Source organism: Roseomonas sp. AR75 (genome assembly GCF_005222815.1).
In the GTDB taxonomy this organism is placed as follows: Bacteria; Pseudomonadota; Alphaproteobacteria; order Acetobacterales; family Acetobacteraceae; genus Falsiroseomonas.
Genome location: NZ_STGB01000006.1, coordinates 597,302 through 623,216 on the forward strand (window position 1 = coordinate 597,302; position 25,915 = coordinate 623,216).

Below are 25,915 nucleotides of genomic sequence, written 5' to 3' on the forward strand. Positions count from 1 at the left end.
CGGCCCGCGATCACGCCGCCGCCGTTCGCGCACGCTGCCGCGGCAGCCCCGGCGCGCCGATCATCCACCACAGCGCGATCACGCCCGGCGCGATGGCATGCACCCAGACGAGCCAGACGAAGCTGTTCTCGCGCGTCGCAAGGTTGCCGATGGTCAGCCCGACCGCCAGCAGCGCGACGGTGATGCCGATGCCGGCCGCCAGCCGCAAGCCGCCGCCATGCCGGCGGAACTGCCCGGTGAGCGCCACGGCGAGCGCCACCAGCGCATAGGACAGCGCGGTGAGCGGGGCCGACATGCGCTGATGCGCCTCCCCGTAGAAGCGCGCGACATCGCGGGGACGCAGCCCCTCCTCCGGATCGGGGTCGAGCAGCTCGGGGATGCTGCGTTCCCGCGAATCGCGGGCGCGCACCTCCTCCTGCCGTGTGGCGCGGGCCAGGTCCACGCTGTTCTCGGCGAAGGACAGCGCGTTCAGCCGCGGCGGCTGGCCGTTGGGGCGCTGCTCCATCTGCTCGCGCACGCCGTTGATCAGCAGCACGCGCGGGCCTTGCGGCGTGGTGGTGATCCGGCCCTGCTCGGCGATGATGGTCACCGGCGCGCCCGGCTCGCGCTGGTCGTGCACCAGGATGCCGCGAAGCGTGCCGTCGCGCTCCCGCGCGCGGGCATAGACCGTCAGGTCGTTGCCGACGGAGGAGAAGACGCCTTCCTGCAGCAGGATCGCCGCCATCTGGTTGCGGATCTCGAACTGCCACATGCGGAAGGCGCCGTGCGACAGCGGCACGAGCCACATGTTGAGCAGGTAGCCGATGGCGACCGAGATCGCCGCCAGCGTGATCGCCGGGCGCGCCAGGCGCATGGGCGAGAGCCCCGCCGCGCGCATGACGACAAGTTCGCGGTCGCTGTTCATCCGGACATAGACGAACAGCACGACGACGAAGGTGGTGATGGGCAGGATCACCGCGACGAAGCCCGGGAGCATGAGGCTGGTCAGCTCGATGAAGACGCCGAGCGACAGGCCGCGGTCCAGCACCAGCTCGATGAAGCGCAACGATTGCGTCAGCCAGACCAGCGCCGCCAGGCCCGCCGTCACGGCCAGCAGGCCGCCGGCGAGCTGGCGGAAGATGTAGCGGTCGATCCGGGTCATCCGCCCCTCCCTACCACCCCGGGGGCGGTCAGGGCAGCACCTTCCCCGGGTTCATGATCCCGCGCGGGTCGAGCGCGGCCTTGATGGCCTGCATCGCCGCGAGTTCCGCCCCGCCGCGCCAATCCGCCATCATGTCGGTCTTGAGCCGGCCGATGCCGTGTTCCGCGCTGAAGGAGCCGCCGAGGTCGCGGACCACCGCGTTCACGCAATCCATGATGTCGTGGCTGCGCGCCAGGAAGGCGGCGGGGTCCATGCCCGGCGGCTGTTCCAGATTCATGTGGATGTTGCCGTCGCCGATATGGCCGAAGGGCACCGGCCGGCTGCCCGGGATCAGCTCCACCAGCGCCGCGCAGCAGCGGCGGATCATCTCCGGCACGGTCGAGACGGGCACGGAGACGTCGTTCTTCACGCTCGCGCCCTCGCGCTTCTGCGCCTCCGGATGCTCTTCCCGGATGCGCCAGATCCTCTGGGCCTGCGCCTCCGATTCGGGGAGGGCGGCATCCAGCACCTCGCCGGCCTCCAGCGCCTCTGCCAGGACCGATTCGGCCATGGCGCGCAGCCCGGCATCGGGGCGGGAGGATGCGAGGTCCACCAGCACATAGTGGTCGGCGCGCTCGGCCAGCGGCAGGACCACGCCCTCGATGTGCCTCACGCAGAAGTCAACGCCAGTGCCGGACATGTATTCGAAGGCGCGCACCGCGCTCTCGTCGCGATCACGGAAGCGCCGGAACAGCGCCAGCGCAGCGTCCTCGTCCCGCACCGCGCAGAAGGCCAGCGCGGTGTCGCGCGCGCGGGGGAACAGCCGCAGCACGGCCGCGGTGACGATCCCGAGCGTGCCTTCCGCGCCCACCAGCAGGTGGCGCAGCGCATAGCCGGTGTTGTCCTTGCGCAGCCGCCGCAGCCCGTTCCAGATGCTGCCGTCGGGCAGCACGGCCTCCAGCCCCAGCATCAGCTCGCGCGCATTGCCGTAGCGCACGGTGGTGTTGCCGCCGGCATTGGTGGAGAGCACGCCGCCGATCGTCGCCGTGCCCTCCGCGCCCAGGCTGAGCGGGAACAGGGCGCCGGCCTCTGCCGCCTTCTCCTGCGCGGTCTTCAGCACCACGCCCGCCTCTGCCGTCATCGTCATGTCGAGCGCATCGAGCGCGCGGATGCGGTTCATCCGAGCAAGGGAGAGCACCAGGTGCCGGCCGCTCCCGTCCGGCGTGGCGCCGCCGACCATGGAGGTGTTGCCGCCCTGGGGCGTGATCGGCGTGCCCGTGGCGGCGCAGAGACGCACCACCGCGGCGACCTCCTCGGTGGAGGCGGGGCGGGCGACGGCGAAGGCGGCGCCGCGGTACAGCGCGCGCCAGTCCGACAGGTGCGGCGCGATGTCCGCGGCGTCGGTCAGCAGGCCGCGCGGGCCGAGGATCTTGTCCAGTTCGTCGAGCAGGCGGGCGGGCGGCAGCGAGTCGGGCATGGCGCCCCTTCTACAGCAAAAGCGCGCCCGCCACCGCCCCGGCGCCGAGCACCCAGAGCGGGCTGCGGTCGCTGCGCCAGACGAACAGGGTGGAGCCGATGGTCAGCGCCACCGCCACCCAACCTGTCGCGGCGGTGACGCCCAGCAGGATGCCGGCGGCCAGGATCAGCCCGACCGCAATCGGCACCAGTCCGCGCTCCACCAGGCGCAGCTTCGCATTGCCGCGCAGCCGCGTCCGCAGGCGGGAGAAGCCGTAGGCCAGGAACCCCGCCGGCACCGTCATCCCCGCCGTCGCCACCAGCATCCCGGTGAGGCCCGCGACCTGCCAGCCGATCAGCCCCACCACCAGCACGTTCGGCCCCGGTGCCGCCTGCGCCAGCGCGAAGAGCTGGGCGAAGCGCGCATCGTCCATCCAGCCATGCACCTCCACCACCATGCGGTGCATCTCCGGCACCACGGCGATGCCGCCGCCGACCGCGATCAGCGAGATGGACATGAACCCCCAGGCAAGTTGCCAGAGGATCTCGGTCGTGCCGCTCACCGCGCCGGCTTCGCGGGCAGGCGGTCGGTCCACCAGGCGGCGGCGATGCCGAAGGGCGCCAGGCCCAGCACGATCACCGGCAAGGGCAGCCGGAGCACCGCCGCGCCGAGCAGCGCGGCGATGCCCACACCCAGGACCGGCAGGGCGGGGCGCAGATTCTGCACCATCTTGAGCGCGGTGCCGATCACCATCCCAGCCGCCGCCGCCGCGGTGCCGGCCAGCACCGCCCGCACCAGCGGCAGGTCGCCCCAGCGGTCATGCGCCCAGGCCATCAGCACCAGCACGGCCATCGGCCCGCCGAACAGGCCGAGCGAGGCCAGCACCGCCCCGCGCGCCCCGTGCCAGCGCTCGCCGAGCTGGATCGCGACATTCAGCGCATTCGGGCCGGGCAGCGCCTGGGCCAAGCCGAGCACCTCGGCATAGTCCTGCTCGGACAGCCAGCGCTCCTCTTCCACGATCACCCGGCGGGCCCAGGCATTGACCCCGCCGAAGCCGATCAGGCCGATGCGGAGATAGGTGAGGAACAGCTTTGCGAGGCTGGGACGCGGCGCTGGATCGGGCGGCATGCGCCGAACGGAGCGCCTGCCGCCCGCGCGATCAAGCCCCCGCGGCGGGACGGCGGCGCGCCACCATCAGGCCGGCCATCCCGACCAGCAGCAGCCCCACCGCGCCGGGCGCGGGGATCGCGGCCATAGCGGTATCCGCGATCAGCAGATGGGCGGCCGCGGAGGGATGCAGGTCGTCGAAGAACAGCGAGGTGGCCTGCTGGCCGGGGCTGCACACCAGGTTGGCAGGGTTGGTGACGGTGTAGTTGACGGGGCCGCCCACCAGGCAGGCATCCGTCGCGTTGGTCAGGCCGAAGGCACCGGGATTCGCCACGGCGCGGTTGATCAGGTCGAAGGTGTCCACCTCCAGTACCCGGACGCCCTGCTGCGCATCGAAGGCCGCCAGGCCACTCGCGAGCGCGGTGTTGAACGCGGCCGCGATGCCGGTGCCCGCGGCGCTGGAGAGCGGGTCGCCGTTCAGCCGCGGCGTCTTGCCCAGATCGGGCAGGTTCAGCACCAGGAAATTGCGTGCGCCGGCATCCTCGAGCGCCTGCAACTGGCCGAGCAGTGAAGAGACGGAGGTCGCGATGGCGTTGTTGACGAAGATGGCGCGTGCGACGGGGTCGGCGATCACGCTGGCATCCAGCAGCGTCTGCAGCATGTCGTTCGACCCCGCCCAGACGGCGTAGAGCGCGTTGGAGGGGGCAGCGCCGCCGGTCGCGACGAGGAACGAGGCGACCTGGCCGGGAAGGTTGATGAAGGTGCCGAAGGACGGCGGCAGCGGCGGCGGCGGCGTCGCTGTGGTGGTCTGCGCGAGGCCATAGGCATAGACGTTGCCGCCCGCGAGGGAGGGCGCGCTCGATCCGAGGCCGAGACGCTGGGACAGCCGGTCGGTCCAGGTGTTGCCGTTGGTGAACTGCCCCGCGGCATAGGGGGCGACCGGCGCCGCGCCGGCGGTGGCAAGGAACAGGTTGCCACGATCCGTCAGGCTGTCGCCGAAGGCATAGACGCCGGCATAGCCGGCCTCGGCCGGGCGTGCGACGAGCGGCGCGGCTGCGATCAGGCCAAGCATCACCACGCGCTGGACGAAGCGGCGCATCATCACTCTCTCCTCCTGGTTGCAGGGAGGTTCCCGCAGCCCGGCCATTTCGGCAAGCTCACGAACGGGTGAGGGCACAACCCATGCGCACGGCCGCGCCCGTAAGTCGGCCGTTGATCGGATATCAAAACAGTGCCATCGTGAAAGAATGGCGAAACTAAGTACACAACATATCAAAAAGCGAGCTCTTGAGCTCCTTGCTGAAGCGCCGGACGGGGTCAGGTATGGCACGCTTGTCAAAATGATCCATGCTGAAGCGCCGGACACGCCAATCAATACGATCGGTGGATCTATCCATGACCTCCGTGTTAAGGGCGATGAAATCGAAGTCCCAACCAAGGGCCTTTGGGTGCTGAAGAACTCCGCGCTTCCGACTACAGTCGTGCCTGTTGTATCGAAGGGACACGGGAAGAACAACAACGCGTCACAACTCGCAGAGGTAAGCTTCTACGAGCCCCTAGCGAATTGGTTGCGCGACGAGGCGGATGAAGTAACAGAAGCTTTTCCGCTTGGCGGGGCAGGGTTTAAGGATAAATGGGGCACCCCTGACGTAGTAGGCGTATTGAAGCCAAAGACAGGCGATTTTGTGCCCTTTCCATTGGAGATCGTGGCAGTAGAGCTTAAGATAGATCCTTACCAATCCATAACAGCATTTGGTCAGGTCTGTGCTTATCGGCTTTTTTCTCACCGCGTGTATTTAGCGATGCCAGAGACAATACCAAATGCTGATCGCGACCGTCTCGAAAGCCTCTGTTCACTATTCGGAATCGGACTGATTTTTTTTGAATCGGATTCTTCGGACCCATCATTTCGTCTGGAGGTCCGTGCTATTAGAAATAGTCCAGATATGTTCTACGCAAACGACTTCGCGCGGCGCCTTCATCGTGCAGAACCGAAGATTTTCCATAAACTCTTCTGAGAACCCCTTTTCCTGCGATCTATCGACGCGGCGCGGCCGCGCGTGCCAGGCGGTCGTTGATCGCGGCGCCGAGCCCGGCTGTCGGCACCGGCATCGCGGCGATGCGCGTCAGTCCCAGGCGCTGCCCCTCCGCATCCAGCCAGCGCAAGCCGGCGAAGAGCCGCGCCGCCGCTTCCTGCGTGTCACCGCCAGGCGAGAGGTTCCACAGCGCGCCGGCGCCGTGCAGCGGCGTCGGGCCGAAGGCGAGCAGCGCCTCCCCGGCGCCGACCTCCGTCGCGTCCGGCCGCACCGGCAGGGATGGCGCGTAGTGGGACAGCAGCATCCCCGGGCTGCGCAGGCTCCGCGTCGCCTCGGCGGCGGACAGCGGTACGGGGCGGCCGACCGGCCCGATGGCGGCCTCGACCGCCTCCACCGGCACGCCGCCGGGCCGCAGCAGCACCGCGCCGCCGGCCGAAATGTCCAGCACGGTGCTTTCCACCCCGACGGTACAGGGCCCGCCATCCAGCACAGCGGCGATTCGGCCGCCCAGGCTTTCGAGAACATGCGCCGGCGTGGTCGGGCTGACGCTGCCGGAGCGGTTCGCGGAGGGTCCGACCACCGGTCGCCCGACCGCCCGCAGCATCTCCAGCGCCAGGGGATGCGCGGGCACCCGCACCGCCAGCGTGTCCAGCCCCGCCCCGGCCAGCAGGTCCACCCGGCTTGTCGCGCGCCGCGGCAGGACCAGCGTCAGAGGGCCGGGCCAGAACAGGCGTGCCAACTCGCGCGCCCGGTCGTCCGCGACCACGTCGGAATCGAAGGCCGCAGCAGCCGAAGGAAAATGACAGATCAGGGGATTGAAGTGGGGACGGCCCTTGGCCGCGAAGACCGCCGCGACGGCGCGCCCGCCGAAGGCGTCAGCGCCGAGGCCGTAGACCGTCTCGGTGGGGAAGGCGACGAGTTCGCCCGCGCGCAGCAGCGCGGCGGCTTCCGCGGGATCGGTGATGAGGCGCGTCATCCCAAGCCGCGCGCCAGGAAGGGCGGGTTGGCCCAGCCGGGCTTGCCATAGCGCATCGGCGTGCCGTCCCACTCCGCGACGTCGCCGCCCGCGGCGCGCAGCACGGCCTCGGCGGCGGCGGTGTCCCATTCCATGGTCGGGCCGAAGCGCGGGTAGAGATCGGCGCTGCCTTCCGCCAGACGGCAGAATTTCTCCGCCGAGCCGATGTTCACGATGCGCTGCGCGCGCCGGGCACGGGCGAAGTCGGCGATGCGGGCGTCCTTCGCATAGTGCCGGCTGGCCATCACCACCGGCCCCTCCGCCGGCTCGCGCCGCGCGGCGATGTTCGTGCGTCCGCCGGCGGCTTCCTTCCACGCGCCGAGGCCGACGATGCCACTGAACAGCTCGCCGGTCGCCGGCAGCGCCACCGCGCCGAGCAGCGGGCGGCCCGCCGCCACCAGTCCGATGCACACGGCGAAGCTGTCGGTGCCCTCGGCGAATTCGCGCGTGCCGTCGAGCGGGTCCACCAGCCAGAACCGGTCCCCGCGCGCGGCGACATGCCCGGCTTCCACCTCCTCCTCCGCCACCACGGGGATCGTCGGCGCGGCTTCCCGCAACCCCTCCACGATCAGCGCCTCGGCGATCCGGTCGGCGGCGGTGACCGGCGAGAAGTCGCGCTTGCGTTCCACCGCGAAGCCGCCGGCGCGCACCGCCATGATGGCGTCGGCGGCCCGGCGCGCGAGATCCGCCGCCAGTTCGAGCAGGGCCCTGTCATCCATGGCAGGCGCCTTACAAGCCGGGGGACGCGGCGCCAAGCCGCACCCGCTTGCCCCGACCGCCGCGCCCGGTGATAGGCTGCGACAAGACGAAAGAAACGGAATCGCCCGCGCATGCCAGACATCGCCTTCGTGAAGCCCGCCCTGCCCCGCAGCGGGGCGCTGGTGCTCTGCATGACCGAAGGCGACCCGCCCGCCGGCCTGGCCCGCGAGGCCGAGGAGGCCAGCGGCGGCCTGCTCGCCCGCGCGCTGGAGGCCGCCGGCTTCAAGGGCCGCAAGGGCCAGGCGACCACGCTCTACGCCCTCGGCCCCTGGAGCCGGGTGGTCGCGGTCGGCCTGGGCAAGGCGGCGGAGCTCTCGGCCGAGGCCGCGGAAGCCGCCGGCGGCGCCATCGCGCCGGCGCTGGCGCAGGAGCGCGAGGCGACCGTGGCCGCCGAGGCGCTGGACGCCAGGTTGGCCGCGCATCTCGGCCTGGGTGCGCTGCTGCGCGGCTGGCGCTTCGACCGCTACCGGACGAAGGAGAAGGAGGAGGACAAGCCCAAGCTCGAGCGTCTCGCGATCGCGACCGGGAATGTCGCCGCGGCGAAGTCCGAATTCGCCCCGCTGCGCGGCATCGCCGACGGCGTCTTCCTGGCGCGCGAACTGGTCAGCGAGCCGCCGAACGTGCTGCACCCCGTTGAATTCGCCGAACGCTGCAAGGGACTGGAGCGGCTCGGAGTCGAGGTCGAGGTGATGGGGCCGAAGGAGCTGAAGAGGCTCGGCTTTGGCGCGATGCTCGGCGTGGCGCAGGGCTCGGCGCATGAGGCGCGCATGGTGGTCATGCAGTGGAAGGGCGCGCCGCGCGGCAGGAAGCAGAAGCCGCTGGCGCTGATCGGCAAGGGCGTGACCTTCGACACCGGCGGCATCTCCATCAAGCCCGCCGGCGGGATGGAGGACATGAAGTGGGACATGGCCGGTGCCGGCGCGGTGGTGGGCGCGATGGCCGCGATCGCCGGGCGCAAGGCGAAGGCCGATGTGGTCGGGCTGGTGGGCCTCGTCGAGAACATGCCCTCCGGCACCGCGCAGCGGCCGGGCGACGTGGTGAAGACCGCCTCGGGCCAGACGGTGGAGGTGATCAACACCGATGCCGAAGGGCGCCTGGTACTCGCCGATGTCATGTGGTACTGCCAGGAGCGCTTCGATCCGCGCGGCATGGTGGACCTCGCCACGCTGACCGGCGCGATCATCATCGCGCTCGGCCATGAGCATGCGGGCCTGTTCAGCAACGACGAGGCGCTGGCCCAGCAGGTGATCGCGGCCGGCGCTTCGGTGGGCGAGAAGTGCTGGCGCATGCCGCTCGGCGATGCCTACGACAAGCAGATCAAGTCCGACATCGCCGACATGAAGAATGTCGGCGGGCGTCCCGGCGGCTCCATCACCGCGGCGCAGTTCCTGCAGCGCTTCACCAACGGCAAGCCCTGGGTGCATCTCGACATCGCCGGCACGGCCTGGAGCAGCAAGGATTCGGCGACGGTGCCGAAGGGCGCGACGGCCTTCGGCGTGCGGCTGCTGGACCGCCTCGTCGCGGAGACGATGGAGGAGGGCTGAGCCCTTCCCATGCTGAAGGTTTCCTTTCGTCGCGCCTCGCCCGATCCGGCGCTGCCGCTCGTGCGCCCCATTGCCGCCGTGCCCGCGGGCATGGAAGCGGTCGCGGCGGCGCAGGGCTTTCGTGCGGAAGCGGGGCAGGTGCTGGAAGCGGCGGCGGCGCCGCGGCGCATCTGGCTCGGCCTCGGCGCCGGCACGCGCCAGGAGGCCGAGATCGCCGGCGCCGCCGCGGCCGCGCGGTTGCACGAGACGCCACAGCTTCTGCTGGATGCGACACGGCTCGCCGTGGAGACCACCTGCGCGCTTGCCGCCGGCGCCGCGCTGCGCGCCTGGCGCTTCGATGCGCATCGCACGCGCGACGTCGCGCCGCGCCTCGCGCGCCTGGTCGTGCTGACCGAGGATGTCGCCACGGCGAAAGCCTGTTGGGAAGCGACGAGTGCGGCGGTGCGCGGTTGCCTCTTCGCGCGCGAGCTCGTCGCGGAGCCCGCGAACCACCTGACGACGAAGAGCTTCGTGAAGCGCCTGGAAGGCCTGGCCGAGCACGGCATCCATGTGGACGTGCTCGGCCGCAAGCGGCTGACGCGCGCGGGCTTCGGCGGGCTGCTCGCGGTGGGCGCGGGCGGCTCCACGCCGCCGCGACTCGCGGTGCTGCGCTGGCGCGGCAGCATCGCCGCGCCGCCGGTGGTCTTCGTCGGCAAGGGCATCGTCTTCGACACCGGCGGCATCTCCATCAAGCCGGCCCAGGGGATGGAGACGATGCGCGCCGACATGGCGGGTGCGGCCGCCTGCGCGGGCGCGATGCTGTCGCTCGCGCTGCGCCGCAGTCCCGCACCCGCCGTCGCGGTGCTGGCGATCGCGGAGAACGCGACGGATGCGCGGAGCTACCGCCCCTCCGACGTGTTGCGCATGCTCTCGGGCCGCACGGTGGAGGTGGTGGACACCGACGCCGAAGGCCGCCTGGTGCTGGCCGATGCGCTGCACTACGCCACCAGCCGCTTCCGGCCGCGCGCGGTGGTGGACCTCGCCACGCTGACCGGCGCCATCGTGTCCGCGCTGGGGCATCATCGCGCCGGGCTCTTCGGCAACGACGCGGCGCTGATGTCCGCCCTCGCCGCGGCGGGGGAGGCGGTGGGCGAGGCGCTGTGGCCGATGCCGATCGGCGAGGGCCATCGCGCCGACCTCGCTTCCGACATCGCCGACCTGCGGCAATGCATGCCGTCGGCGCGCGGGGAGGGCGGCTGGGCGGCACGCTTCATCCCCGACGCCTGCCACGCCGCCGCCTTCCTGCGCGAATTCGTGGCCGAAGGCGTGCCCTGGGCGCATCTCGACATCGCCGGCGTGGACACGCAGGACGCGCCGCATCCGCTCGGCCCCGCCGGCCCGACCGGCTTCGGCGTGCGGCTGCTGGATGCGCTGGTCGCGGCGCAGTTCGAGGAAGAGGACCACCATGCGGCGCCTTGAGACGCGGCGTCGCGATGTGTATATCGGACCGGCTTCATACACATCGGTCCCGCGATGCGCACCAACATCGACATCGACGACCGCCTGATGGCGGAGGTCCTGAAGGAAACCGGCCTGCCCTCCAAGCGGGCGGCGGTGGAGGAGGCCTTGCGGACCCTGCTCCGCCTTCGTCGGCAGGCCCGGATCAGGGAACTGCGCGGCAAGATCGCTTGGGAAGGCGACCTGGAGGAGAGCCGCAGGTCTTGATTCTGGTCGATACCTCGGTGTGGGTCGACTTCCTGCGCGACACGCCGAGCCCGGAGGCCGTTCTGCTCGACCGAATCCTCGACCGCCAGACCATCGTCGTAGGCGACCTCGTGCTGTGCGAGGTCCTGCAGGGCGTCGCCAACGAAGCGGCCGCGGCGCGTATCGAGGAGATGCTGCGAGAGTTCCTCATCATGCCCGTCTTGGACGACACGCTCGCCAGCGCGGCCGCCCACAACTTTCGTCATCTGCGCGGCTGCGGCGTGACGGTCCGGAAGACGATCGACCTTCTTATCGGGACCTTCTGCATACGGCATCGCTTCCGGCTGCTCCATCGCGACCGTGACTTCGACGCGATGGAGCAGCATCTCGGCCTGCGCGTGCTGCACGCCTGACGCCATGGCCGAATACGGCTTCTACCACCTCACCCGCACGCCGCTGGAACGCGCCCTGCCGCGGCTGCTCGGGCGCGTGCTGGATGCCGGCGGGCGCGCGATGGTGCTGCTCGGCAGCCGGGAGCGGATGGAAGCGCTGGATGCCGCGCTCTGGACCGCGCCGGAGCCGGACTGGCTGCCGCATGGCACGCCGCGCACGGGCCACGCCGCGCTGCAGCCGATCTGGCTGACCACCGAGGACGCGCCGGCCGAAGGCGCGCCCAACGCCGCGCGCTTCCTGTTCCTGCTGGACGGCATGACCTCCGCCCGGCTCGGTATGTTCGAGCGCGTGCTCGACTTGTTCGATGGCAGCGACGAGGCGGCGGTGCAGGCCGCGCGCCAGCGCTGGCGTGATGCCAAGGCCGCCGGCCATGCGCTCACCTATTGGCAGCAGGGCGCGCGTGGCTGGGAGAAGGCGGGCTGAGCGTGGCGCATGGGAACACCCTGCGCACGAACCGCCCGCGCAACTTGCGCGCGCCGCGCCGCGCGCCCTAGCGTGCGCGCGCGCCACACGGCGCGAGGAGACGGGCGATGAAGATCGTCAAGGACCGGATCGAAGGCATCCCCTTCCACGCCAGCCCGCATGTGCGGGGAAAGATCACGCCGCGCTTCCTGGTGATGCACTACACCGCCGGCGGCTCCGCGCTGGGCTCGGTGCAGGCCATCGCCAATCGCGGCCTGTCCGCGCATCTCTTCGTCGATCGCGACGGCGCGGTGATCCAGACCGTGCCCTTCAACGTCGAGGCGCTGCATGCCGGACCTTCGAGCTGGCGCGGCTTCAACGGGCTGAACGGCCATTCCATCGGCATCGAGGTCGCCAATCTCGGCTGGTTCGACCAGCGCGTCGCCGGCGGCTGGACGCGGGAGGGGCTGGGCCGCGTGCTGGCCGACAGCCAGGTGATCGTCGCGCGCCACCGCCATGGCGGGCCGGAGATGGCGTGGGAGATCTTCCCCGACGCGCAGCTCAAGGCGCTGGCGGAACTCACCCTGCTGATCCGCGCCGCCTATCCCTCGATCCAGGAGGTGGTCGGGCATGACGACATCTCGCCGGGCCGCAAGCAGGATCCCGGCCCGGCATTCGCGATGGCGCGATTCCAGGGGCTGGGCGGCGCGGCGGGATCGGGTTCGCTGGCGGACAACGACCTCGGCCAGTTCGAGGTGATCTCGCGCGACACGCTGAACATGCGGGGCGGGCCGGGCACCGACTTCAAGGTGCTGAAGAAGCTCGCGCCCGCCAGCAAGCTGCGCGTGCTGCGCGAGCAAGGGGAGTGGCGCATGGTTGACCTGGAAGGCGACGGCAATCCCGACGGCTTCGTGCACGGCGCCTTCCTGCGCCGGCTGGGAAGCTGAGCGCGGGGCGCCGCCGCGGCGCCCCGCGCCCGCCTCAACCGTCCAGCTTCACGCCGGTGAGCTGCACCATCTCCGCCCAGCGCGCCACCTCGCTGCGCTGGAAGGCCGCGAAGGCCGCCGGCGGCATCGGATCGAGCGTGAACCCGGCTGCCTGCAACCGCCGCTGCACCTCGGCATCGGACAGGGCGCCGAGGAAGGCGGCGGCAAGGCGCTCGGCCATCGGCGCCGGCAGCCCGGCCGGGCCGAACACGCCGAACCAGGCATCCACCGCCATGTAGGGCACGCCAGCCTCCGCTACGGTCGGGATGTCCGGGAAGCCCGCCACGCGCTGCGGCGCCCCGATGGACAGCGCACGCAGCCGCCCCTCGCGGATGAGGTTGGCGACGGTGGGGAAGGTGGAGACGTAGAAGTCCACCACGCCCGCGACCGTGTCCGTCGCCGCCGGCGCGGCGCCGCGATAGGGCACATGCGTCGCGTCCATGCCGGACCGCCGCACGAAGGTCTCCGCGATCACATGGCTGGCCGAGCCGGCCTGGGAGGACGCGTAGCTCACCTTGCCGCCGTTGCGGCCCATCGCCTGCAGCTCGGCCATGCTCTGCGCGCGCGAATTCGCCGGCACCACCGTCGCGTGATGCACGGTGCCGAGCTTGGCGACCGCGGTGAATCCCTCCACCACGTTGAAGGGCAGCCGCGCCATCATCGCCTGGTTCGAGGCATGGGTCTGGTTGTGGCCGATCATCAGCGTCAGCCCGTCCGGCGCGGCGCGGAAGGTCGCCTCCGACCCGATCACCCCGCCGCCGCCGGCGCGGTTGTCCACCACCACGGGCTGGCCCAGCGTCGCCGCGGCCTTCTCGCCGGTGACGCGGGCGAGGATGTCGGTGGGGCCTCCGGGCGGCGCCGGCACGATCAGCCGGATCGGCCGGTCGCTGGCCTGGGCCAGGGCGGGCCGGCCCAGAGCCAGCGGCGCGGCAGCAAGAAGGAAGGCACTGCGGCGAGTGAGATGCATGGCGGAATTTCCTCCCGAGGATCGGCGCGGCTTCGGCCCGCTTGCGCGCGCGGTCAAGTCTCCGTCAGACGACAACCGATCGTTGCGGCGGCTCCGCCGCATCTGGCACCATTGCGCATCCTTCGATGGGCGAGCGAGGGTCATGGCCATGCTGGAGCGCGAGACGGTTCAGGCCGACGCACCGCGACCGGTGCCGCAGGCGATGGTGGCGACGGAGCCGGCCACGGCGCGCGCCCTCTGGCCCACCTTCATGCGCCGCACGCTCTGCGAGGACACGCTGCGCCACACGCCGCCGGAGGCCTCCGCAAAGTAGCGCGGTCATGGCGTCGTGCCGTTCTGGCCGATGCCGAACAGCCCGCGCAGGAAGCCCGGGGTCAGCGCCGCCAGCGGATTGACCGACACTTCGGGATCGGCCAGCGCCCCGTTCAGCCGGAAGGTCGCGGCAAAGACGCCGCCACCGCGTTCCGGCGAGAAGATGCGGCCGAGGATCGGGATGTTCCCGAGCAGGGAATTGAAGATGTAGGCGGGCACGATCGTGCCCTCCATCGCCAGGCGCTGCCGCCGGCGGTCGAGCGTGCCGCGCGCCGTCAGGCCGAGCGAGGCGGAGAAGGCGCGCGCCTCTTCCAGCCGCAGCGCCTCCGGCGTCAGGGTGAAGGGCGCGACCATCTGGGCGAAGTTGAGCCCCGGGCCGGACAGCGCGTCGAACAGGCCGAACAGCGTCATCGCCTGCAGCAGCTTCCCGAAGGCGGGCGCATTGCGCACCGCGAAATCCTGCATCTCCGCCGTGCCGGTGAGCGGCGCGCCCGGCGCGTTGCTGGCATAGGTCCCGGTCACCGTCAGCCGCCCGCCCTCCAGGTGCTGCAGCACGTCGAGGGTGGAGAGCAGCGCGCCGGCATCCTGCGCCGTCACGCGCAGCTCGCGGCCCTGGCCCTGCGGCTGCAGCGCGATCTCGAAGCCGCCGCGCGCCCCGGCGCGCCCAGTCAGCCGCCCGGCACGCAGGACGCCATGCGTGTCGATCTGCACCTGCGCCTCCACGGCCGCGAAGTCCCGACCCTGGCCGACCAGCACGCGATCGAAACGGGCCTGCACGGCGAAGGCCGGGCCGGTGCCCTGGTGGCGGGTCTCTACGCCATGGTCCTGCGTCATCCGGCGGCGCAGGTCGAGCGCGGCGCCGCGGGCCGAGACCTGCCATGTGCCGTCGCCGCGCGAGGGCGGGCGCACCTCGCCGGCGAAGCGGCTCGCTTCCAGCCGCCCCTCCGCGATCACGGCACGACGCAGCCGCGACCCGCCGTCGAATTCCGCGCTGCCGCGCAGGAACAGCGACGGCGCCTCGACCCGGAAACTCTCGATCGCATCCAGGCCGCTGCCGTTCAGCCGCAGTACCAGGTCGGCGCCGGCGTTCTGCCCGGCCGGCTTGCTCCATCCCATCGGCTCCAGTTCGAGCCTTGCGTCGCGCAGGTCACCGCGGATGGTGGCGGTGCCGACGCCACTGCGCCGCTGCTCGTAGCGCAGGTCTAGCCCGAGCGGGCCGGTCAGCACCGCCTCGTGCCCCACCTCCAGCGTGGCCAGATGCTCCCCGGTGGTGCGGCCTTGCAGCGTTGCGCGCAACACCACCTGGTTCGCCGGGCCGCCGCGGAAATCCGCCTCCAGCCCCAGCCGGCCCGAGACCTGGGCGACCGTGCCGGTGCCGGTGGCGCGCAGCCCGTTGGTGTCCACGCGCACATCGAACTGGCCGCGTTCCAGCGGCCGTCCGAGCACGACATCGGGCACCCTGAGGTCGCGCAGCTTGCCTTGCGCCCCGACGGTGATCCGCTCGGCCGGCAGGTCGGCCAGCAGGGGAAAGGCCAGCGTCACCCTGCCTTCCAGCGAGCCGCGCGCGCTCTGCACGGGCAGGGCCCGCTTCTCGAACAGGTGCAGCCGCGGGTGCTTGAGCAGCGCCAGCCCGTCCGCCGCCGGGCCGGCCACGGCCAGGGCGATCTCCGCCTGCTCCGTCTCGCCGGGCGGGAAGCGGATGCGCACCGTGCCGTCGCTGAGCTGCAGCGCCGTGCCGGATTGCCGTGCCGCGGCGATCTCCACCGTCACGGCGTCCAGCCCGAACACCACCCGGCCATTCGCGCCTTCCGCGGGCGGGATGGGGCGCAGCCAATGCACGGTGGCGTCCGCAACATCCAGCGTGCCGTCCGCCCGGGTGACACGCAGATCGCCGAGCTCGGCATCGGCCTGCAAGGCAATGTCGAAGCTTCCGTTCCGCGCGGTGCCCGCGGTGATGTTCTCCACCACCCATTCCCGCGCGCCGGGCGCCAGCCCCGATGGCCACCAGGTGCCGAGACCGCCGGCCGGCACCGCATCCACCCCGAGCTGCGCCGTCATCGTCCAGCCCGCATCGCCGCGGGTCACGCTGCCTTTGGCGCTGATCGTCGGCGCCTGCTCGCCCGCCAGGCGCAGCCGGACCTGCCGCAGCGTCGCGCCGCGCGGCTGCACCTGCACGTCGAGCTCCGCGCCCGCGATCGGGACCGTCCCGGCCTGGGCGAGATCGAGCTGGCCGGCCCCTGCATGCGCGACCACCTCCAGGCCCCAGACCGCGCCATCGGTACTGACCCGCCCGCGCAGCTCGCCCTGCACCGGCGCGTCCAGCATCGCCATCGGTTCCAGTCCGGGCAGCGCCGCCGCGAGCTGGCGCGTGTGCAGGGCCGGCAGGGCGAAGCGGAAATCCACCTGTGCCGGGTCGCCGCTGGCTTCCGCCGTGCCGCTGACGGGAATCCGCGCCTCGCCGAGCTGCAGCATCGCGGAAACGCGGCCGGCAATGCCGCCCTGCGGCCGACGCTGCAGGTTGAGCGCGACGTCGTCCAGCGCCCAGACGGCGCCGATCTGCGCATCCTCCACCACCACCCGCGCGCCGGTAATGGCCAGGCTGCGCAGCGCGTCCAGCGGCTCGGCATGGCCCGGCGGGCGCATCATGAGTGCCAGCCGCTCGCGCAGCTCCGCCCCGCCATCCTCGGTCGCTGCCTCCGGCGCCGCACCCGGCGGGCCGAGCTGGAGCGACATCCGCCCTTCCTCGTCGCGGCGCAGCCGCAGCACCGGGCCGCGCAGCTCCAGACGGCTCGGCGCGATGGCGCCGCGCAGCAGCCAAGGCACCGACAGGGAGGCGTGGGCGTCCGGCAGCTCCGCCTTCAGCGCGCCGTCCTGCCCGATCACGCGCACCGCGGAGAGGCGGATCTCCACCGGCGCGGCGCCGTCCGCATGCCGGCTTTCCCAGCCGACCGAGACATGGCCGATCGAGATGCGGGCATCGTCATCCGGCGCATTGATCGCGTCCTCGATATGCCGGGCCAGGAAATCCAGCGGGATTGGGCCCTGCGCCAGGCGCCAGCCCAGCACCGCCAGCGCCAGCAGCAGCAGCAGGGCGAGGGCGAGCAGGACATGGGCGGCGCGGTGCGCCTCCCGCGCCACTTGACCGGCGGCCCGCCTCACGCCTTCCCTCCGCGACCATGGCGAGAACCAGAGAGGCGGCGGCCGCCGCCGCGCCCGTCGCGCAGCAAGGCGCCAGCCGCCTGCCGCGACCCTTCGACCCGGAGGCGGCGTCGCAGCTCCTCGCCCGCTTCGCCGAACGCGGCGCTGCCGAGCAGGCCTTCGCCGGCGGGGCGGAGGGCGCCGCGCTGCTGGCCGCGATGGGCGGGCATTCCACCTATCTCGCCGACCTCGCCGTGCGGGAATCGCAGACCCTGCTGCGCATGGCCGAACGCGGGCCGGACGCCGCCTTCGCGCTGGCGGTGGACCCGCTCGGCCGCGCCGACCCGGATGCCAGCCGGGCGCAGGTGGCCGCGCTGCTGCGCCAGGCGAAGCGCCAGGCGGCGCTGATCGCCGCGGCGGCGGACCTGGCCGGCCTCTGGCCGCTGGATCGCGTCACCGGCGCGCTCTCCGACCTGGCGGATGCCTGCACCGATTATGCCTGCGCGCATCTGCTGCGGGAGGCGCAGTCCCGCGGCGAGTTGAAGCTGGCCGGCGGCGTCGCGCGCCACGACCCGCGGGCGACGGGGCGCGGCTCCGGGCTGACGGTGCTCGGCATGGGCAAGCTCGGCGGGCGGGAGCTGAACTACTCCTCTGATATCGACCTCATGGTGCTCTACGATCCGGTCGCCGCAACCTACGACGCCGATCGGGCCGGCGCCATCTATGTCCGTCTCGCCCGCGATCTGGTCCGGCTGCTCGAGGAACGCACGGAGGGCGGCTATGTTTTCCGTACCGACCTGCGGTTGCGGCCCGACCCGGCGGCGACGCCGCTCGCCGTCTCCCTGCCCGCCGCCATCTCCTACTACGAGAGCATGGGGCAGAACTGGGAACGTGCCGCGATGATCAAGGCACGCCCTGTCGCCGGCGACCGCGCGTTGGGCGACGCCTTCCTGCGGGAGATCCGGCCCTTCGTCTGGCGCCGCCACCTGGATTTCGCCGCCGTCGCCGACATCCACTCCATCAAGCGGCAGATCCACGCCCACAAGGGCGCGCGCGGCGCGCATGCGCGGGTGCAGGTGGAAGGGCACGACGTGAAGCTCGGGCGCGGGGGCATCCGCGAGATCGAGTTCAGCACCCAGGTGCTGCAACTGATCTGGGGCGGGCGCGATCCCGCGCTGCGCGATCCCACCACGCTCGGCGCGCTGGCCGCGCTGGTCGCCGCCGGGCGGATCGACCGCCGCACCGCGGCCGACATGGCCGATGCCTATGTCTTCCTGCGCAATGTCGAGCACCGGCTGCAGATGGTCGCCGACCGCCAGACCCATCGCCTGCCGGAGGATGCGGAGGGGCTGTCACGCATCGCCTCCTTCCTCGGCTTCGACAGCGCGGAGGCCTTCGGCCAAGCGCTGACCGGCCACCTGACGCGGGTGGAGCGCGCCTATGCGGGCCTGTTCGAGGCCGCCCCGGACCTCGGCACGAATGGCGGGGATGCCGGCGGCAGCCTGGTCTTCACCGGGGTGGAGGACGACCCCGAGACGATCGAGACGCTGCGCCGCATGGGCTTCCAGAATCCGCAGGCGGTCGGCGCGATGGTGCGCGGCTGGCATCACGGCCGCACCCGCGCCACCCGCAGCGAACGCGCGCGGGAGTTGCTGACCGAGATCATGCCCGCGCTGCTCGGCGCCTTCGCGAAGCTGCCGCAGCCCGACCAGGCGCTGATGCGCCTGGACGCCGCCTTCAACCGCATGCAGGCCGGCGTGCAGGCGCTGTCGCTGCTGCACCGCAACCCCGCGCTGCTCGACCGGCTCGCCTTCGTGCTGGGCGCGGCGCCGGCGCTGGCCGACCACGTCGCGCGCAGCGCCGCGGCGCTGGATGCGCTGCTGTCGGGCACCCTCGCCGCGGATACGGACGCCGTCGCGCCGCTGCCCGCTCTGGTGAAGGAGGCGCGCTACCTGGAGGAGGCGCTGGACGCCACGCGCCGCGTCGTGACGGAGCGGCGCTTCGAGATCGACGCCGCCGCGCTGGAAGGCCGGGTGGACGTGGACGCCGCCGGCACCGCGCGCAGCGACCTGGCGGATGCCGCGATCGCCGCGCTGCTGCCGCGCATCGCCACGGAGTTCGCGCAGCGCCACGGCAAGGTGAAGGGCGGCGCGCTCGGCGTCGTGGCGCTCGGCAAGCTCGGCGCGCGGGACATGCTGCCGGCCTCCGACCTCGACCTGATCCTGGTCTACGACCATCCCGAGGAGGTGCTGGAAAGCACCGGCGGCGCGAAGTCGCTGCCGCCGAGCCAGTATTTCGGCCGGCTGGCAAACCAGGTCGTCGCCGCGCTGACCGCGCCGGGCCTGGAGGGCAAGCTGTTCGAGGTGGACATGCGGCTGCGCCCCTCCGGCTCGAAGGGGCCTGTCGCGGTCTCGTTGTCAGGCTTCGCGCGCTACCAGGCGGAAAGCGCCTGGACCTGGGAGCGCATGGCGCTGACCCGCGCACGTTTCGTCGCCGGCGCGCCGGGGCTCAAGCGGAAGATCGAGGCGGCGCTGAAGGCCGCGCGCACCCGCCCCGCCGATGCGGCGCAGGTGCTGGCCGATGCCGGCGCGATGCGTGCGCGCATGCTGCGCGACCTGCCGGCGGAAGGCCCCTGGGACGTGAAGCTGATGCCGGGCGGCCTGGTGGAGGCGGAGTTCGTCGCCCAGGCGCTGCAGGTGGCGCATGCGCATCGCGTGCCCGCGGTGCTGTCGCCCACAACCCGCGTCGCGCTGCGCAACCTGGCGGCCGCCGGGCTGCTGACGGCCGCCGAGGCGGCGACGCTGACCGAGGCGGACCGCTTCTGGCGCGCGATCCTGGCGCATCTGCGCCTGACCGTCGGCCGCTGGAACGAGGAGGCGCTGCCGGACGCCGTGGCGGGCGGCCTGCTGGCCGCGGTCGGCAAGAGACTGCCGGAACCGCCGGTTGACCAGTTCGCATTGCGCACACAGATGCGGGCGACGGCGGACGAAGTGCGCGCGGTGTTCTTGCGCCGCATCGGCCTGCCGGACGGCAATTGACGGAGGGGTTTCTGGGAATGCCTGCAGCGAAGCAGCCGGCGGCGCCGGCGAAGAAGGTGGCCGCCGCGCCGGCGGCCAAGGCCGAGCCGGCTGGCCCGGCGGAAGGCGCGACGGCGCCTGCCTTCTCCATGCCCGCCAGCGGCGGCCGCACCGCCAGCAGCGCGGCGCTGAAGGGCAGGCCCTACCTGCTGTATTTCTACCCGAAGGCCGACACGCCCGGCTGCACCAAGCAGGCCTGCGGCGTGCAGGAGGCGCTGCCGCAATTGGGCAAGCTCGGGCTCGAGGTGATCGGCGTCTCGCCCGATCCCATGAAGCCGATCGAGAAATTCGCGGAGAAGTACAAGCTTAGCTTCCCGCTCGCCTCCGACGAGGACCACAAGGTGGCCGAGGCGTATGGCGTGTGGGTGGAGAAGTCCATGTACGGCAAGACCTACATGGGCATGGAGCGATCCAGCTTCCTGGTCGGCGCCGACGGCAAGGTGAAGAAGGTCTGGCGCAAGGTGAAGCCGGAGGCGCACGCGGCCGAGGTGATGGAGGCGGCGAAGGCGCTGTAGCGCGGGGCCGGCGCCCCGCCGCGTTCAGCGCATCAGAACCTCGGATGCCTGCTGGGTCGCGTCCACCGCCTCGGTCACGCGGCGCAGCGCGCCAGTGATCTCGGCGAGGGAGGCATCCACCCGCGCCATCGATTCCGCGGCGTCCTGCACATTGCCGGACATGCCGCGGGTCACCGCGCTCTGCTCCTCGACCGACGCCGCGGTGACCGCGACATTCTCCGTCATGGTGTTGATCGAGGTCCGGATCGCCGCCACCGCGCCTGCGACGTCGAGCGAGGTCGCCTGGATGCGGTCGATCTCGCCGGCGATCTGGTCGGTGGCCTTCGCCGCCTGCACCGCGAGGCTCTTCACCTCGGAAGCGACCACCGCGAAGCCCTTGCCGGCCTGGCCCGCGCGGGCGGCCTCGATCGTGGCGTTGAGCGCGAGCAGGTTGATCTGGCTGGCGATGGTGCGGATCACGTCCACGATGCCGGACATCGACTTCGCCGCTTCCGCGAGCCGGTCGGCGCTGCCGCCGACGCCCACGGCCTGATCGAGCGCCGCGGCACTGACCGTACGGCTCGTCGCCATGGTGCGCGCGATCTCGTCGATGGACCCGGCGAGCTGGTTGCTGCTGGCCGCGACCTCCCGCACATTGGCGAGCGTGGCGTTGGCCGCCTGCGCGACGGCGCCTGCGCTGCTGGTCGATTCGCCGATGCCGCGGGTCATGTCGTCGATCAGCCCCTTGAGGCGGGCCTGCATGTCGATCTTCTCGGTGACGTCGGTGGCGAACTTGACCACCTTCGTGACCTTGCCGCTCTCGTCCAGGATCGGGTTGTAGGCGCCTTCGAGCCAGGCGACGCGCCCGCCGCGCGCGACGCGCTTGAAGCGGGCGGCGCGGAAATGCCCGGCGCGCAGTTCGTTCCAGAGCGCGATGTATTCCGGCGTCTCCGCCCCACCGGGCTCCATGAACATGCTGTGGTGGCGCCCCTGGATCTCCGGCAGCGCGTATCCCATGGCGTCGAGGAAGTTCTGGTTGGCCGAGAGGATCGTGCCGTCCGTCGCGAACTCGATCACCGCCATGTTGCGGTGGATCGCGCGGAGCTGCGCCGCGTAATCGAGGTTCAGCAGCCGGTGCCGCGCATCGCTCCATTCCACGACGAAGCCGATCCGCGCGCCCTTGTCCTGCAGCGGTGTGACCAGCAGGTCGAAGACGCGCGAGCCGACCCGGATGGTCGCGGCATGCGGCTTGTCCAGCGCCGCGAGCATGCCACGCTGATGCTTCGGGTTCTTGTGGAAGATGTCGATGTTGCTGCCGAGCAGCGTCTTCGTATCGAAGCGCGGCAACTCCCGCTTCAGCTCCGCCTCCGACTCGCGCATCAGCGCCATGGCGGAGGCGTTGACATAGGTGATGTTCAGCTCCGCATCGGCGATCATCACATTCGCCCGGACGGAATCGAGCGCAGCGATGCGGGGCGTCAGATTTTCATGTTTCGGGGCGCGCAGGAACACCGCGTGCGTCTCCGTCGCCTGTTGACGAGGAGCTTCATGCACCGCGCAGAATGAAGGAGGGCTTAATTGCCCCCCGTCACGCCCTCAGGGCTGGTCCGGGCCGGTCCTTCCGTTCCGTGGTGCGGGCAGCACGACCATGGCGACGATCGCGGTGAACATCGCGCCGCCGATGGCGAAGAGCAGGGCGCAGATCAGGGTGATCGCGACAGCGTCGCTGCGGTTGCCCGCCTGCTCAACCATCCAGGCGGCCAGCGCGATCGCGCCGCAGGCGGCGGTGAAGGCGAGTCCCCAGCCGATCACCAGCCACGGGCGCCGCTGCGCGAGGCCGATGCGCGGCTTCGGCGCCATGGCGGAAAAGTGCTCGAACACGCGCACCGCGTCGGCGCGGGCCGTGGGTGCGACCGGCACCCGGAGTGCCATGCTGATCGTCCCGCCGAAGCGACCGCGCGGATAGACCAGCAGGAACTCCATGCATTCCGGCGCGCCCGGGGGCTGCAGCCAGCGGAGCCCCAGCATTTCCGGGATGCTGAAGCGGCGCAGCGGGTGATAGGATCCGTTCACCATCGCCTGGTGCCGGCCGAAGCGCACCTCGACCGGCGCCGTCGCGGGCTGGAGCGTCGCGTGGTCCGGCAGTCCGCCCGGCGCGGCGGCGCAACGCGCGGCGAAGGCGCGGAAGGCGTCCCAGGCCGCAGGCTCCACCTGCCAGCGCGCCATCATCCCGCGCCCGCGCGCCAACCGCCAGGCGCCGAGGCCCGACAGCGTCGAGACGATGCCCATGACGATGCCGAAGGCGACGAGCGGCATGCCGATGGCGGCGAGGGCGATCACGGTGTAGTCCTCCCCGCCCGTCTTCAGCGTGAAGGACGCGGTCACCATCGCGCTGCCGAGCAGCGCGGCGAGCCACCACCAGGCAGCGTTGCGGAACGGCGTGCGCATCACCGCGATGGAGCCACGCGCGGCTGCCGAGCTGCAAGCTAATCCGCGGGCGTCAGCAGATCACCTATCCGGATGGCGGCGCCCTCGATCACGCGCGCGGTGATGCCGCCCTGACCGCGCACGGCGTTGTAGCCACCGGCGCCGAAAGTCTCCTCCATGCGGGAGCAGGGGTGGCATTCGCCGCTGTGCTCCAGCAGCGCCGCGCCGATGCGGAAGCGCCGGCCCTTCAGCGCCAGCAGGTTCACGCCCTGGATCACGAGGTTGCGACGCAGCGCCTCGGGCGGGACCGACTCCCGTCCCAGGAAGGACGCGATGGCGGCGAGGTGCTCGGCAGCGATCAGCGTGACCTGGCGGGCACCGGTGGCGCTGCCGCGCCAGCGGTCGCCGATCAGGCCGCGACCCGGTTCCAGCAGCGCCTGCTCCACCGTGAGCATCGGCGCGCGCCGTTCGGGACGCAGCCCGATCCAGACCAGGCGGCCGGGCCGCATCGGCGCGTCAAGCAGACGCGCCAGCAGCGACCCTTCGGGCGGTCTCACCCCGGCCGCACCAGCAGGTGCTTCTTCTTGCCCAGCGAAAGTTTTCCCGAGTCGCCGCGCAGGTCCTGCAGCGTCACCTGCGCGGCGGGATCCGTCACCGGCACGTCGTTCAGCCGCACGCCGTTCTGCGCGATCAGCCGCCGCGCCTCGCCCTTGCTGGCGACAAGCTTGGCGGCGACGAGGATGTCCACCACGCCAGCCGGAAGCGCGGCGACATGCGTCGGCAGCGTCTCGGCGGCCACACCTTCCTCGAAGGTGCGGCGCGCGGTTTCGCTCGCCTGCTCGGCTGCGTCGCGGCCGTGCAGCAGCGCGGTCGCCTCGGTGGCCAGCACCTTCTTCGCCTCGTTCACCTCGGCACCCTGCAGGGCGGCCAGCCGCGCGACCTCTTCCATCGGCAGGTCGGTGAACAGCGCTAGGAAGCGGCCGACATCGGCGTCCTCGGCGTTGCGCCAGAACTGCCAGTAGTCATAGGGCGCGACCTTCGCGGCATCGAGCCACACCGCGCCCTGCGCTGTCTTGCCCATCTTCGCGCCGGAGGCCGTGGTGATCAGCGGCGTGGTGACGACATGCGCCTCCGCCCCCGTCACGCGGCGGATCAGGTCGGCGCCCATGACGATGTTGCCCCATTGGTCGGAGCCGCCCATCTGCATCGCGACGCCGTGCCGCCGCGACAGCTCCAGGAAGTCGTACGCCTGGAGCAGCATGTAGTTGAACTCGAGGAAGGAGAGATTCTGCTCGCGGTCCAGGCGCTGCTTCACGCTCTCCATCGTCAGCATGCGGTTGACGCTGAAGTGCTTCCCGATGTCGCGCAGGAAGGGGATGTAGAGCAGCGCGTCCAGCCATTCGGCGTTATCCAGCATCACTGCGTCGGTCGGGCCGTCGCCGAACCGAAGAAAAGCGTCGAAGACGCGGCGGATGCCGGCCTTGTTCGCCGCGATCCGCGCCTCGTCCAGCAGCGGCCGCGCCTCGTCGCGGAAGGAGGGGTCGCCGACCTTCGTCGTGCCGCCGCCCATCAGCACCACCGGCTTGTTGCCGGTGCGCTGCAGCAGGCGCAGCAGCATGATCTGCACGAGCGAGCCCACATGCAGGCTGTCGGCCGTGGCGTCGAAGCCGATATAGCCGGGCAGCGGGCCCTGCTTCAGCCGCGCGGACAGCGCCGCCTCGTCGGTGGATTGGTGGATGAAGCCGCGGCGGCGGGCCTCGTGCAGGAAATCGGCGTTGCTCATCTCGGTGCGGTGCTTTCGAAGGCCGGCGGTGGTAGCACACCGGCCGAAATGCTGAGAACCATCGGACTGATGAGCGGCACCTCGCTGGACGGGGTGGACGCGGCCTGGGTGGAAACGGATGGCGAGGCGATCGCCCGCTTCGGCCCGACCCTGACGCTCCCCTATGAGCCCGCGCTGCGGCGCGACCTGCGCGCCCTGCTGGACCGCGCGCCCGAGTTGCAGCCGGACGACGCCTTCCTGGCCGATTGCGTCGCGCGGCTGACCCTGCGGCATGTGGAGGCCGTGAAGGCGATCGGCTGGCAGGCGGATCTGATCGGCTTCCACGGCCAGACCATCCTGCATCGACCGAAGCGGCCGGGATGGAACGGCGTGCCCTTCACCTGGCAGGTGGGCGATGCGGCGCGGCTGGCGCGCGAGACCGGGCTGTCCGTCGCGCATGATTTCCGCTCGGCCGATGTCGCGGCGGGCGGGCAGGGGGCGCCGCTGGTGCCGGTGGTGCATGCGGTGATGGCACGCGCCCTGCCGAAGCCGTTGGCGGTGCTGAATCTCGGCGGCGTCGGCAACGTCACCTGGATCGGGGCCGATGGAGACCTCATCGCCTTCGATACCGGCCCGGCCAATGGCCCGCTGGACGACTGGGCGCGGCGCTCCACCGGGGAAGCCTATGACCGGGATGGCCGGCTCGCCCTGGCGGGGCAGCCGGATGGCGGCGTGCTGGCGCGGCTGATCGCGCATCCCTACCTGGCGGCGCCGCCGCCGAAATCGCTGGACCGGCTGGATTTCGACCGTGCGCTGAAGGAAGCCGGCGCCGCCGCGCTGTCGCCGGCGGATGGCGCCGCGACGCTGGTGGCGTTCTGCGCCGTCTGCGTCGCCGCGGCGGCACGGCATTTCCCGGCGCCCCCGGTGCAATGGCTGGTTGGCGGCGGCGGGCGGCGCAACCCGGCGATCATGCGGGCGCTCGCCTCCGCACTGACGGAGCCGGTGCGCCCGGTGGAGGTTGCGGGCTGGAATGGCGATGCGCTGGAGGCCCAGGCCTTCGGCGTGCTCGCCGCGCGCGTCTGGCGTGGCCTGCCGCTCACCTTTCCCGGCACCACCGGCGCTCCCGGGCCGCTGCCTGGCGGGCGGATCACCGGCCCGCTGCTGTAGCACGCCATGA

General features: G+C 71.7%; 24 protein-coding genes. 11 read left to right on the top strand and 13 right to left on the bottom strand.

Annotated features, from left to right (window positions below):
- Positions 1-10 precede the first annotated feature (10 nt).
- From lptF to E4T13_RS27430, 5 genes are read right to left on the bottom strand one after another with little or no spacing between them, the layout of a single operon-like run.
- The gene (gene lptF, locus E4T13_RS27410) at positions 11-1,141 is read right to left on the bottom strand and encodes an LPS export ABC transporter permease LptF (protein WP_137181516.1); all 1,131 of its coding nucleotides are present in this window, start codon (positions 1,139-1,141) and stop codon (positions 11-13) included.
- A gap of 28 nt (positions 1,142-1,169) precedes the next feature.
- Positions 1,170-2,597 carry an FAD-binding oxidoreductase gene (locus E4T13_RS27415; RefSeq protein ID WP_137181517.1) on the bottom strand — a complete coding sequence of 476 codons (1,428 nt, stop codon included), beginning with the start codon at positions 2,595-2,597 and terminating at the stop codon, positions 1,170-1,172.
- Positions 2,598-2,607: 10 nt separating this feature from the next.
- Positions 2,608-3,138, bottom strand: a complete 531-nt coding sequence (locus E4T13_RS27420; RefSeq protein WP_206030319.1) for a chromate transporter — start codon at positions 3,136-3,138, stop codon at positions 2,608-2,610.
- The gene (locus E4T13_RS27425) at positions 3,135-3,704 is read right to left on the bottom strand and encodes a chromate transporter (protein WP_137181518.1); all 570 of its coding nucleotides are present in this window, start codon (positions 3,702-3,704) and stop codon (positions 3,135-3,137) included. Before E4T13_RS27425 ends, E4T13_RS27420 begins: the two co-directional genes overlap by 4 nt.
- Positions 3,705-3,735: 31 nt before the next feature.
- Positions 3,736-4,785 (bottom strand): SGNH/GDSL hydrolase family protein, encoded by a 1,050-nt coding sequence (locus E4T13_RS27430; protein ID WP_170985286.1) that lies wholly within the window; start codon positions 4,783-4,785, stop codon positions 3,736-3,738.
- Between the two features lie 238 nt (positions 4,786-5,023).
- Between E4T13_RS27430 and E4T13_RS27435 the strand changes: the two genes are divergently transcribed.
- The gene (locus E4T13_RS27435; RefSeq protein WP_137181520.1) at positions 5,024-5,701 is read left to right on the top strand and encodes a hypothetical protein; all 678 of its coding nucleotides are present in this window, start codon (positions 5,024-5,026) and stop codon (positions 5,699-5,701) included.
- A gap of 19 nt (positions 5,702-5,720) precedes the next feature.
- Here E4T13_RS27435 and E4T13_RS27440 read toward each other — a convergent pair whose 3' ends face one another.
- Both E4T13_RS27440 and cysQ read right to left on the bottom strand, forming a co-directional pair.
- Positions 5,721-6,695, bottom strand: coding sequence for an L-threonylcarbamoyladenylate synthase (locus E4T13_RS27440; protein ID WP_137181521.1), 975 nt, complete (start codon positions 6,693-6,695; stop codon positions 5,721-5,723).
- The gene (gene cysQ / locus E4T13_RS27445; protein WP_137181522.1) at positions 6,692-7,453 is read right to left on the bottom strand and encodes a 3'(2'),5'-bisphosphate nucleotidase CysQ; all 762 of its coding nucleotides are present in this window, start codon (positions 7,451-7,453) and stop codon (positions 6,692-6,694) included. The genes E4T13_RS27440 and cysQ overlap by 4 nt, the downstream gene beginning before the upstream one ends.
- Positions 7,454-7,564: 111 nt before the next feature.
- Here cysQ and E4T13_RS27450 point away from each other — a divergent pair, with 111 nt between their 5' ends.
- From E4T13_RS27450 to E4T13_RS27475, 6 genes are all read left to right on the top strand, one after another.
- The gene (locus tag E4T13_RS27450; protein WP_137181523.1) at positions 7,565-9,037 is read left to right on the top strand and encodes a leucyl aminopeptidase; all 1,473 of its coding nucleotides are present in this window, start codon (positions 7,565-7,567) and stop codon (positions 9,035-9,037) included.
- A gap of 9 nt (positions 9,038-9,046) precedes the next feature.
- Positions 9,047-10,495 (top strand): M17 family metallopeptidase, encoded by a 1,449-nt coding sequence (locus tag E4T13_RS27455; RefSeq protein WP_137181524.1) that lies wholly within the window; start codon positions 9,047-9,049, stop codon positions 10,493-10,495.
- A gap of 54 nt (positions 10,496-10,549) precedes the next feature.
- Entirely contained in the window at positions 10,550-10,741 is a 192-nt protein-coding gene (locus E4T13_RS27460; protein ID WP_137181525.1) for a type II toxin-antitoxin system VapB family antitoxin, read from the top strand.
- On the top strand, positions 10,738-11,133 hold the full coding sequence (locus E4T13_RS27465; protein WP_137181526.1) for a PIN domain nuclease: 396 nt from the start codon (positions 10,738-10,740) through the stop codon (positions 11,131-11,133). Before E4T13_RS27460 ends, E4T13_RS27465 begins: the two co-directional genes overlap by 4 nt.
- Positions 11,134-11,137: 4 nt before the next feature.
- Entirely contained in the window at positions 11,138-11,596 is a 459-nt protein-coding gene (locus E4T13_RS27470) for a DNA polymerase III subunit chi (RefSeq protein WP_137181527.1), read from the top strand.
- A gap of 107 nt (positions 11,597-11,703) precedes the next feature.
- Positions 11,704-12,522, top strand: a complete 819-nt coding sequence (locus tag E4T13_RS27475; protein ID WP_137181528.1) for an N-acetylmuramoyl-L-alanine amidase — start codon at positions 11,704-11,706, stop codon at positions 12,520-12,522.
- Positions 12,523-12,556: 34 nt separating this feature from the next.
- On the opposite strand, the gene E4T13_RS27480 is transcribed toward E4T13_RS27475, so the two are convergent.
- Positions 12,557-13,528 (bottom strand): tripartite tricarboxylate transporter substrate binding protein, encoded by a 972-nt coding sequence (locus E4T13_RS27480; RefSeq protein WP_137181529.1) that lies wholly within the window; start codon positions 13,526-13,528, stop codon positions 12,557-12,559.
- A 142-nt stretch (positions 13,529-13,670) separates the two neighbouring features.
- Between E4T13_RS27480 and E4T13_RS30110 the strand changes: the two genes are divergently transcribed.
- Positions 13,671-13,841: a hypothetical protein gene (locus E4T13_RS30110; protein WP_170985287.1), complete on the top strand. Its 171-nt coding sequence runs from the start codon at positions 13,671-13,673 to the stop codon at positions 13,839-13,841.
- 5 nt (positions 13,842-13,846) lie between these two features.
- Here the strand turns inward: E4T13_RS30110 and E4T13_RS27485 are convergent, their stop codons facing one another.
- Positions 13,847-16,999, bottom strand: a complete 3,153-nt coding sequence (locus E4T13_RS27485; RefSeq protein ID WP_137181530.1) for an AsmA-like C-terminal region-containing protein — start codon at positions 16,997-16,999, stop codon at positions 13,847-13,849.
- 17 nt (positions 17,000-17,016) lie between these two features.
- Between E4T13_RS27485 and E4T13_RS27490 the strand changes: the two genes are divergently transcribed.
- Positions 17,017-20,016, top strand: coding sequence for a bifunctional [glutamine synthetase] adenylyltransferase/[glutamine synthetase]-adenylyl-L-tyrosine phosphorylase (locus E4T13_RS27490; RefSeq protein WP_137181531.1), 3,000 nt, complete (start codon positions 17,017-17,019; stop codon positions 20,014-20,016).
- Positions 20,017-20,033: 17 nt separating this feature from the next.
- Positions 20,034-20,570: a thioredoxin-dependent thiol peroxidase gene (gene bcp / locus E4T13_RS27495; protein ID WP_137181532.1), complete on the top strand. Its 537-nt coding sequence runs from the start codon at positions 20,034-20,036 to the stop codon at positions 20,568-20,570.
- A gap of 24 nt (positions 20,571-20,594) precedes the next feature.
- Here the strand turns inward: bcp and E4T13_RS27500 are convergent, their stop codons facing one another.
- From E4T13_RS27500 to tyrS, 4 genes are all read right to left on the bottom strand, one after another.
- Complete coding sequence (locus E4T13_RS27500) at positions 20,595-21,986, bottom strand: methyl-accepting chemotaxis protein (protein WP_137181533.1); 1,392 nt, start codon at positions 21,984-21,986, stop codon at positions 20,595-20,597.
- A 159-nt stretch (positions 21,987-22,145) separates the two neighbouring features.
- On the bottom strand, positions 22,146-22,997 hold the full coding sequence (locus E4T13_RS27505; protein ID WP_137181534.1) for a hypothetical protein: 852 nt from the start codon (positions 22,995-22,997) through the stop codon (positions 22,146-22,148).
- 38 nt (positions 22,998-23,035) lie between these two features.
- A complete protein-coding gene (locus E4T13_RS27510) occupies positions 23,036-23,533 on the bottom strand; it encodes an MOSC domain-containing protein (protein ID WP_240791324.1) in 498 nt (165 codons plus the stop codon).
- Positions 23,530-24,759, bottom strand: a complete 1,230-nt coding sequence (gene tyrS / locus E4T13_RS27515; protein ID WP_137181535.1) for a tyrosine--tRNA ligase — start codon at positions 24,757-24,759, stop codon at positions 23,530-23,532. The genes E4T13_RS27510 and tyrS overlap by 4 nt, the downstream gene beginning before the upstream one ends.
- A gap of 51 nt (positions 24,760-24,810) precedes the next feature.
- Between tyrS and E4T13_RS27520 the strand changes: the two genes are divergently transcribed.
- On the top strand, positions 24,811-25,905 hold the full coding sequence (locus E4T13_RS27520) for an anhydro-N-acetylmuramic acid kinase (protein WP_137181952.1): 1,095 nt from the start codon (positions 24,811-24,813) through the stop codon (positions 25,903-25,905).
- The last annotated feature ends 10 nt before the right edge of the window (positions 25,906-25,915 follow it).

What these genes read in the sequence shown, in the direction of transcription:
- cysQ (WP_137181522.1), bottom strand. Translation starts at nt 7,453, where the DNA reads ATGGATGACAGGGCCCTGCTCGAACTGGCGGCGGATCTCGCGCGCCGG.
- E4T13_RS27490 (WP_137181531.1), top strand. Translation starts at nt 17,017, where the DNA reads ATGGCGAGAACCAGAGAGGCGGCGGCCGCCGCCGCGCCCGTCGCGCAG.
- E4T13_RS27450 (WP_137181523.1), top strand. Translation starts at nt 7,565, where the DNA reads ATGCCAGACATCGCCTTCGTGAAGCCCGCCCTGCCCCGCAGCGGGGCG.
- E4T13_RS27470 (WP_137181527.1), top strand. Translation starts at nt 11,138, where the DNA reads ATGGCCGAATACGGCTTCTACCACCTCACCCGCACGCCGCTGGAACGC.
- E4T13_RS27455 (WP_137181524.1), top strand. Translation starts at nt 9,047, where the DNA reads ATGCTGAAGGTTTCCTTTCGTCGCGCCTCGCCCGATCCGGCGCTGCCG.
- E4T13_RS27475 (WP_137181528.1), top strand. Translation starts at nt 11,704, where the DNA reads ATGAAGATCGTCAAGGACCGGATCGAAGGCATCCCCTTCCACGCCAGC.
- tyrS (WP_137181535.1), bottom strand. Translation starts at nt 24,759, where the DNA reads ATGAGCAACGCCGATTTCCTGCACGAGGCCCGCCGCCGCGGCTTCATC.
- E4T13_RS27430 (WP_170985286.1), bottom strand. Translation starts at nt 4,785, where the DNA reads ATGATGCGCCGCTTCGTCCAGCGCGTGGTGATGCTTGGCCTGATCGCA.
- E4T13_RS27425 (WP_137181518.1), bottom strand. Translation starts at nt 3,704, where the DNA reads ATGCCGCCCGATCCAGCGCCGCGTCCCAGCCTCGCAAAGCTGTTCCTC.
- E4T13_RS30110 (WP_170985287.1), top strand. Translation starts at nt 13,671, where the DNA reads ATGGCCATGCTGGAGCGCGAGACGGTTCAGGCCGACGCACCGCGACCG.
- bcp (WP_137181532.1), top strand. Translation starts at nt 20,034, where the DNA reads ATGCCTGCAGCGAAGCAGCCGGCGGCGCCGGCGAAGAAGGTGGCCGCC.
- E4T13_RS27460 (WP_137181525.1), top strand. Translation starts at nt 10,550, where the DNA reads ATGCGCACCAACATCGACATCGACGACCGCCTGATGGCGGAGGTCCTG.
- E4T13_RS27435 (WP_137181520.1), top strand. Translation starts at nt 5,024, where the DNA reads ATGATCCATGCTGAAGCGCCGGACACGCCAATCAATACGATCGGTGGA.
- lptF (WP_137181516.1), bottom strand. Translation starts at nt 1,141, where the DNA reads ATGACCCGGATCGACCGCTACATCTTCCGCCAGCTCGCCGGCGGCCTG.
- E4T13_RS27480 (WP_137181529.1), bottom strand. Translation starts at nt 13,528, where the DNA reads ATGCATCTCACTCGCCGCAGTGCCTTCCTTCTTGCTGCCGCGCCGCTG.
- E4T13_RS27440 (WP_137181521.1), bottom strand. Translation starts at nt 6,695, where the DNA reads ATGACGCGCCTCATCACCGATCCCGCGGAAGCCGCCGCGCTGCTGCGC.
- E4T13_RS27505 (WP_137181534.1), bottom strand. Translation starts at nt 22,997, where the DNA reads ATGCGCACGCCGTTCCGCAACGCTGCCTGGTGGTGGCTCGCCGCGCTG.
- E4T13_RS27415 (WP_137181517.1), bottom strand. Translation starts at nt 2,597, where the DNA reads ATGCCCGACTCGCTGCCGCCCGCCCGCCTGCTCGACGAACTGGACAAG.
- E4T13_RS27500 (WP_137181533.1), bottom strand. Translation starts at nt 21,986, where the DNA reads ATGATCGCCGATGCGGAGCTGAACATCACCTATGTCAACGCCTCCGCC.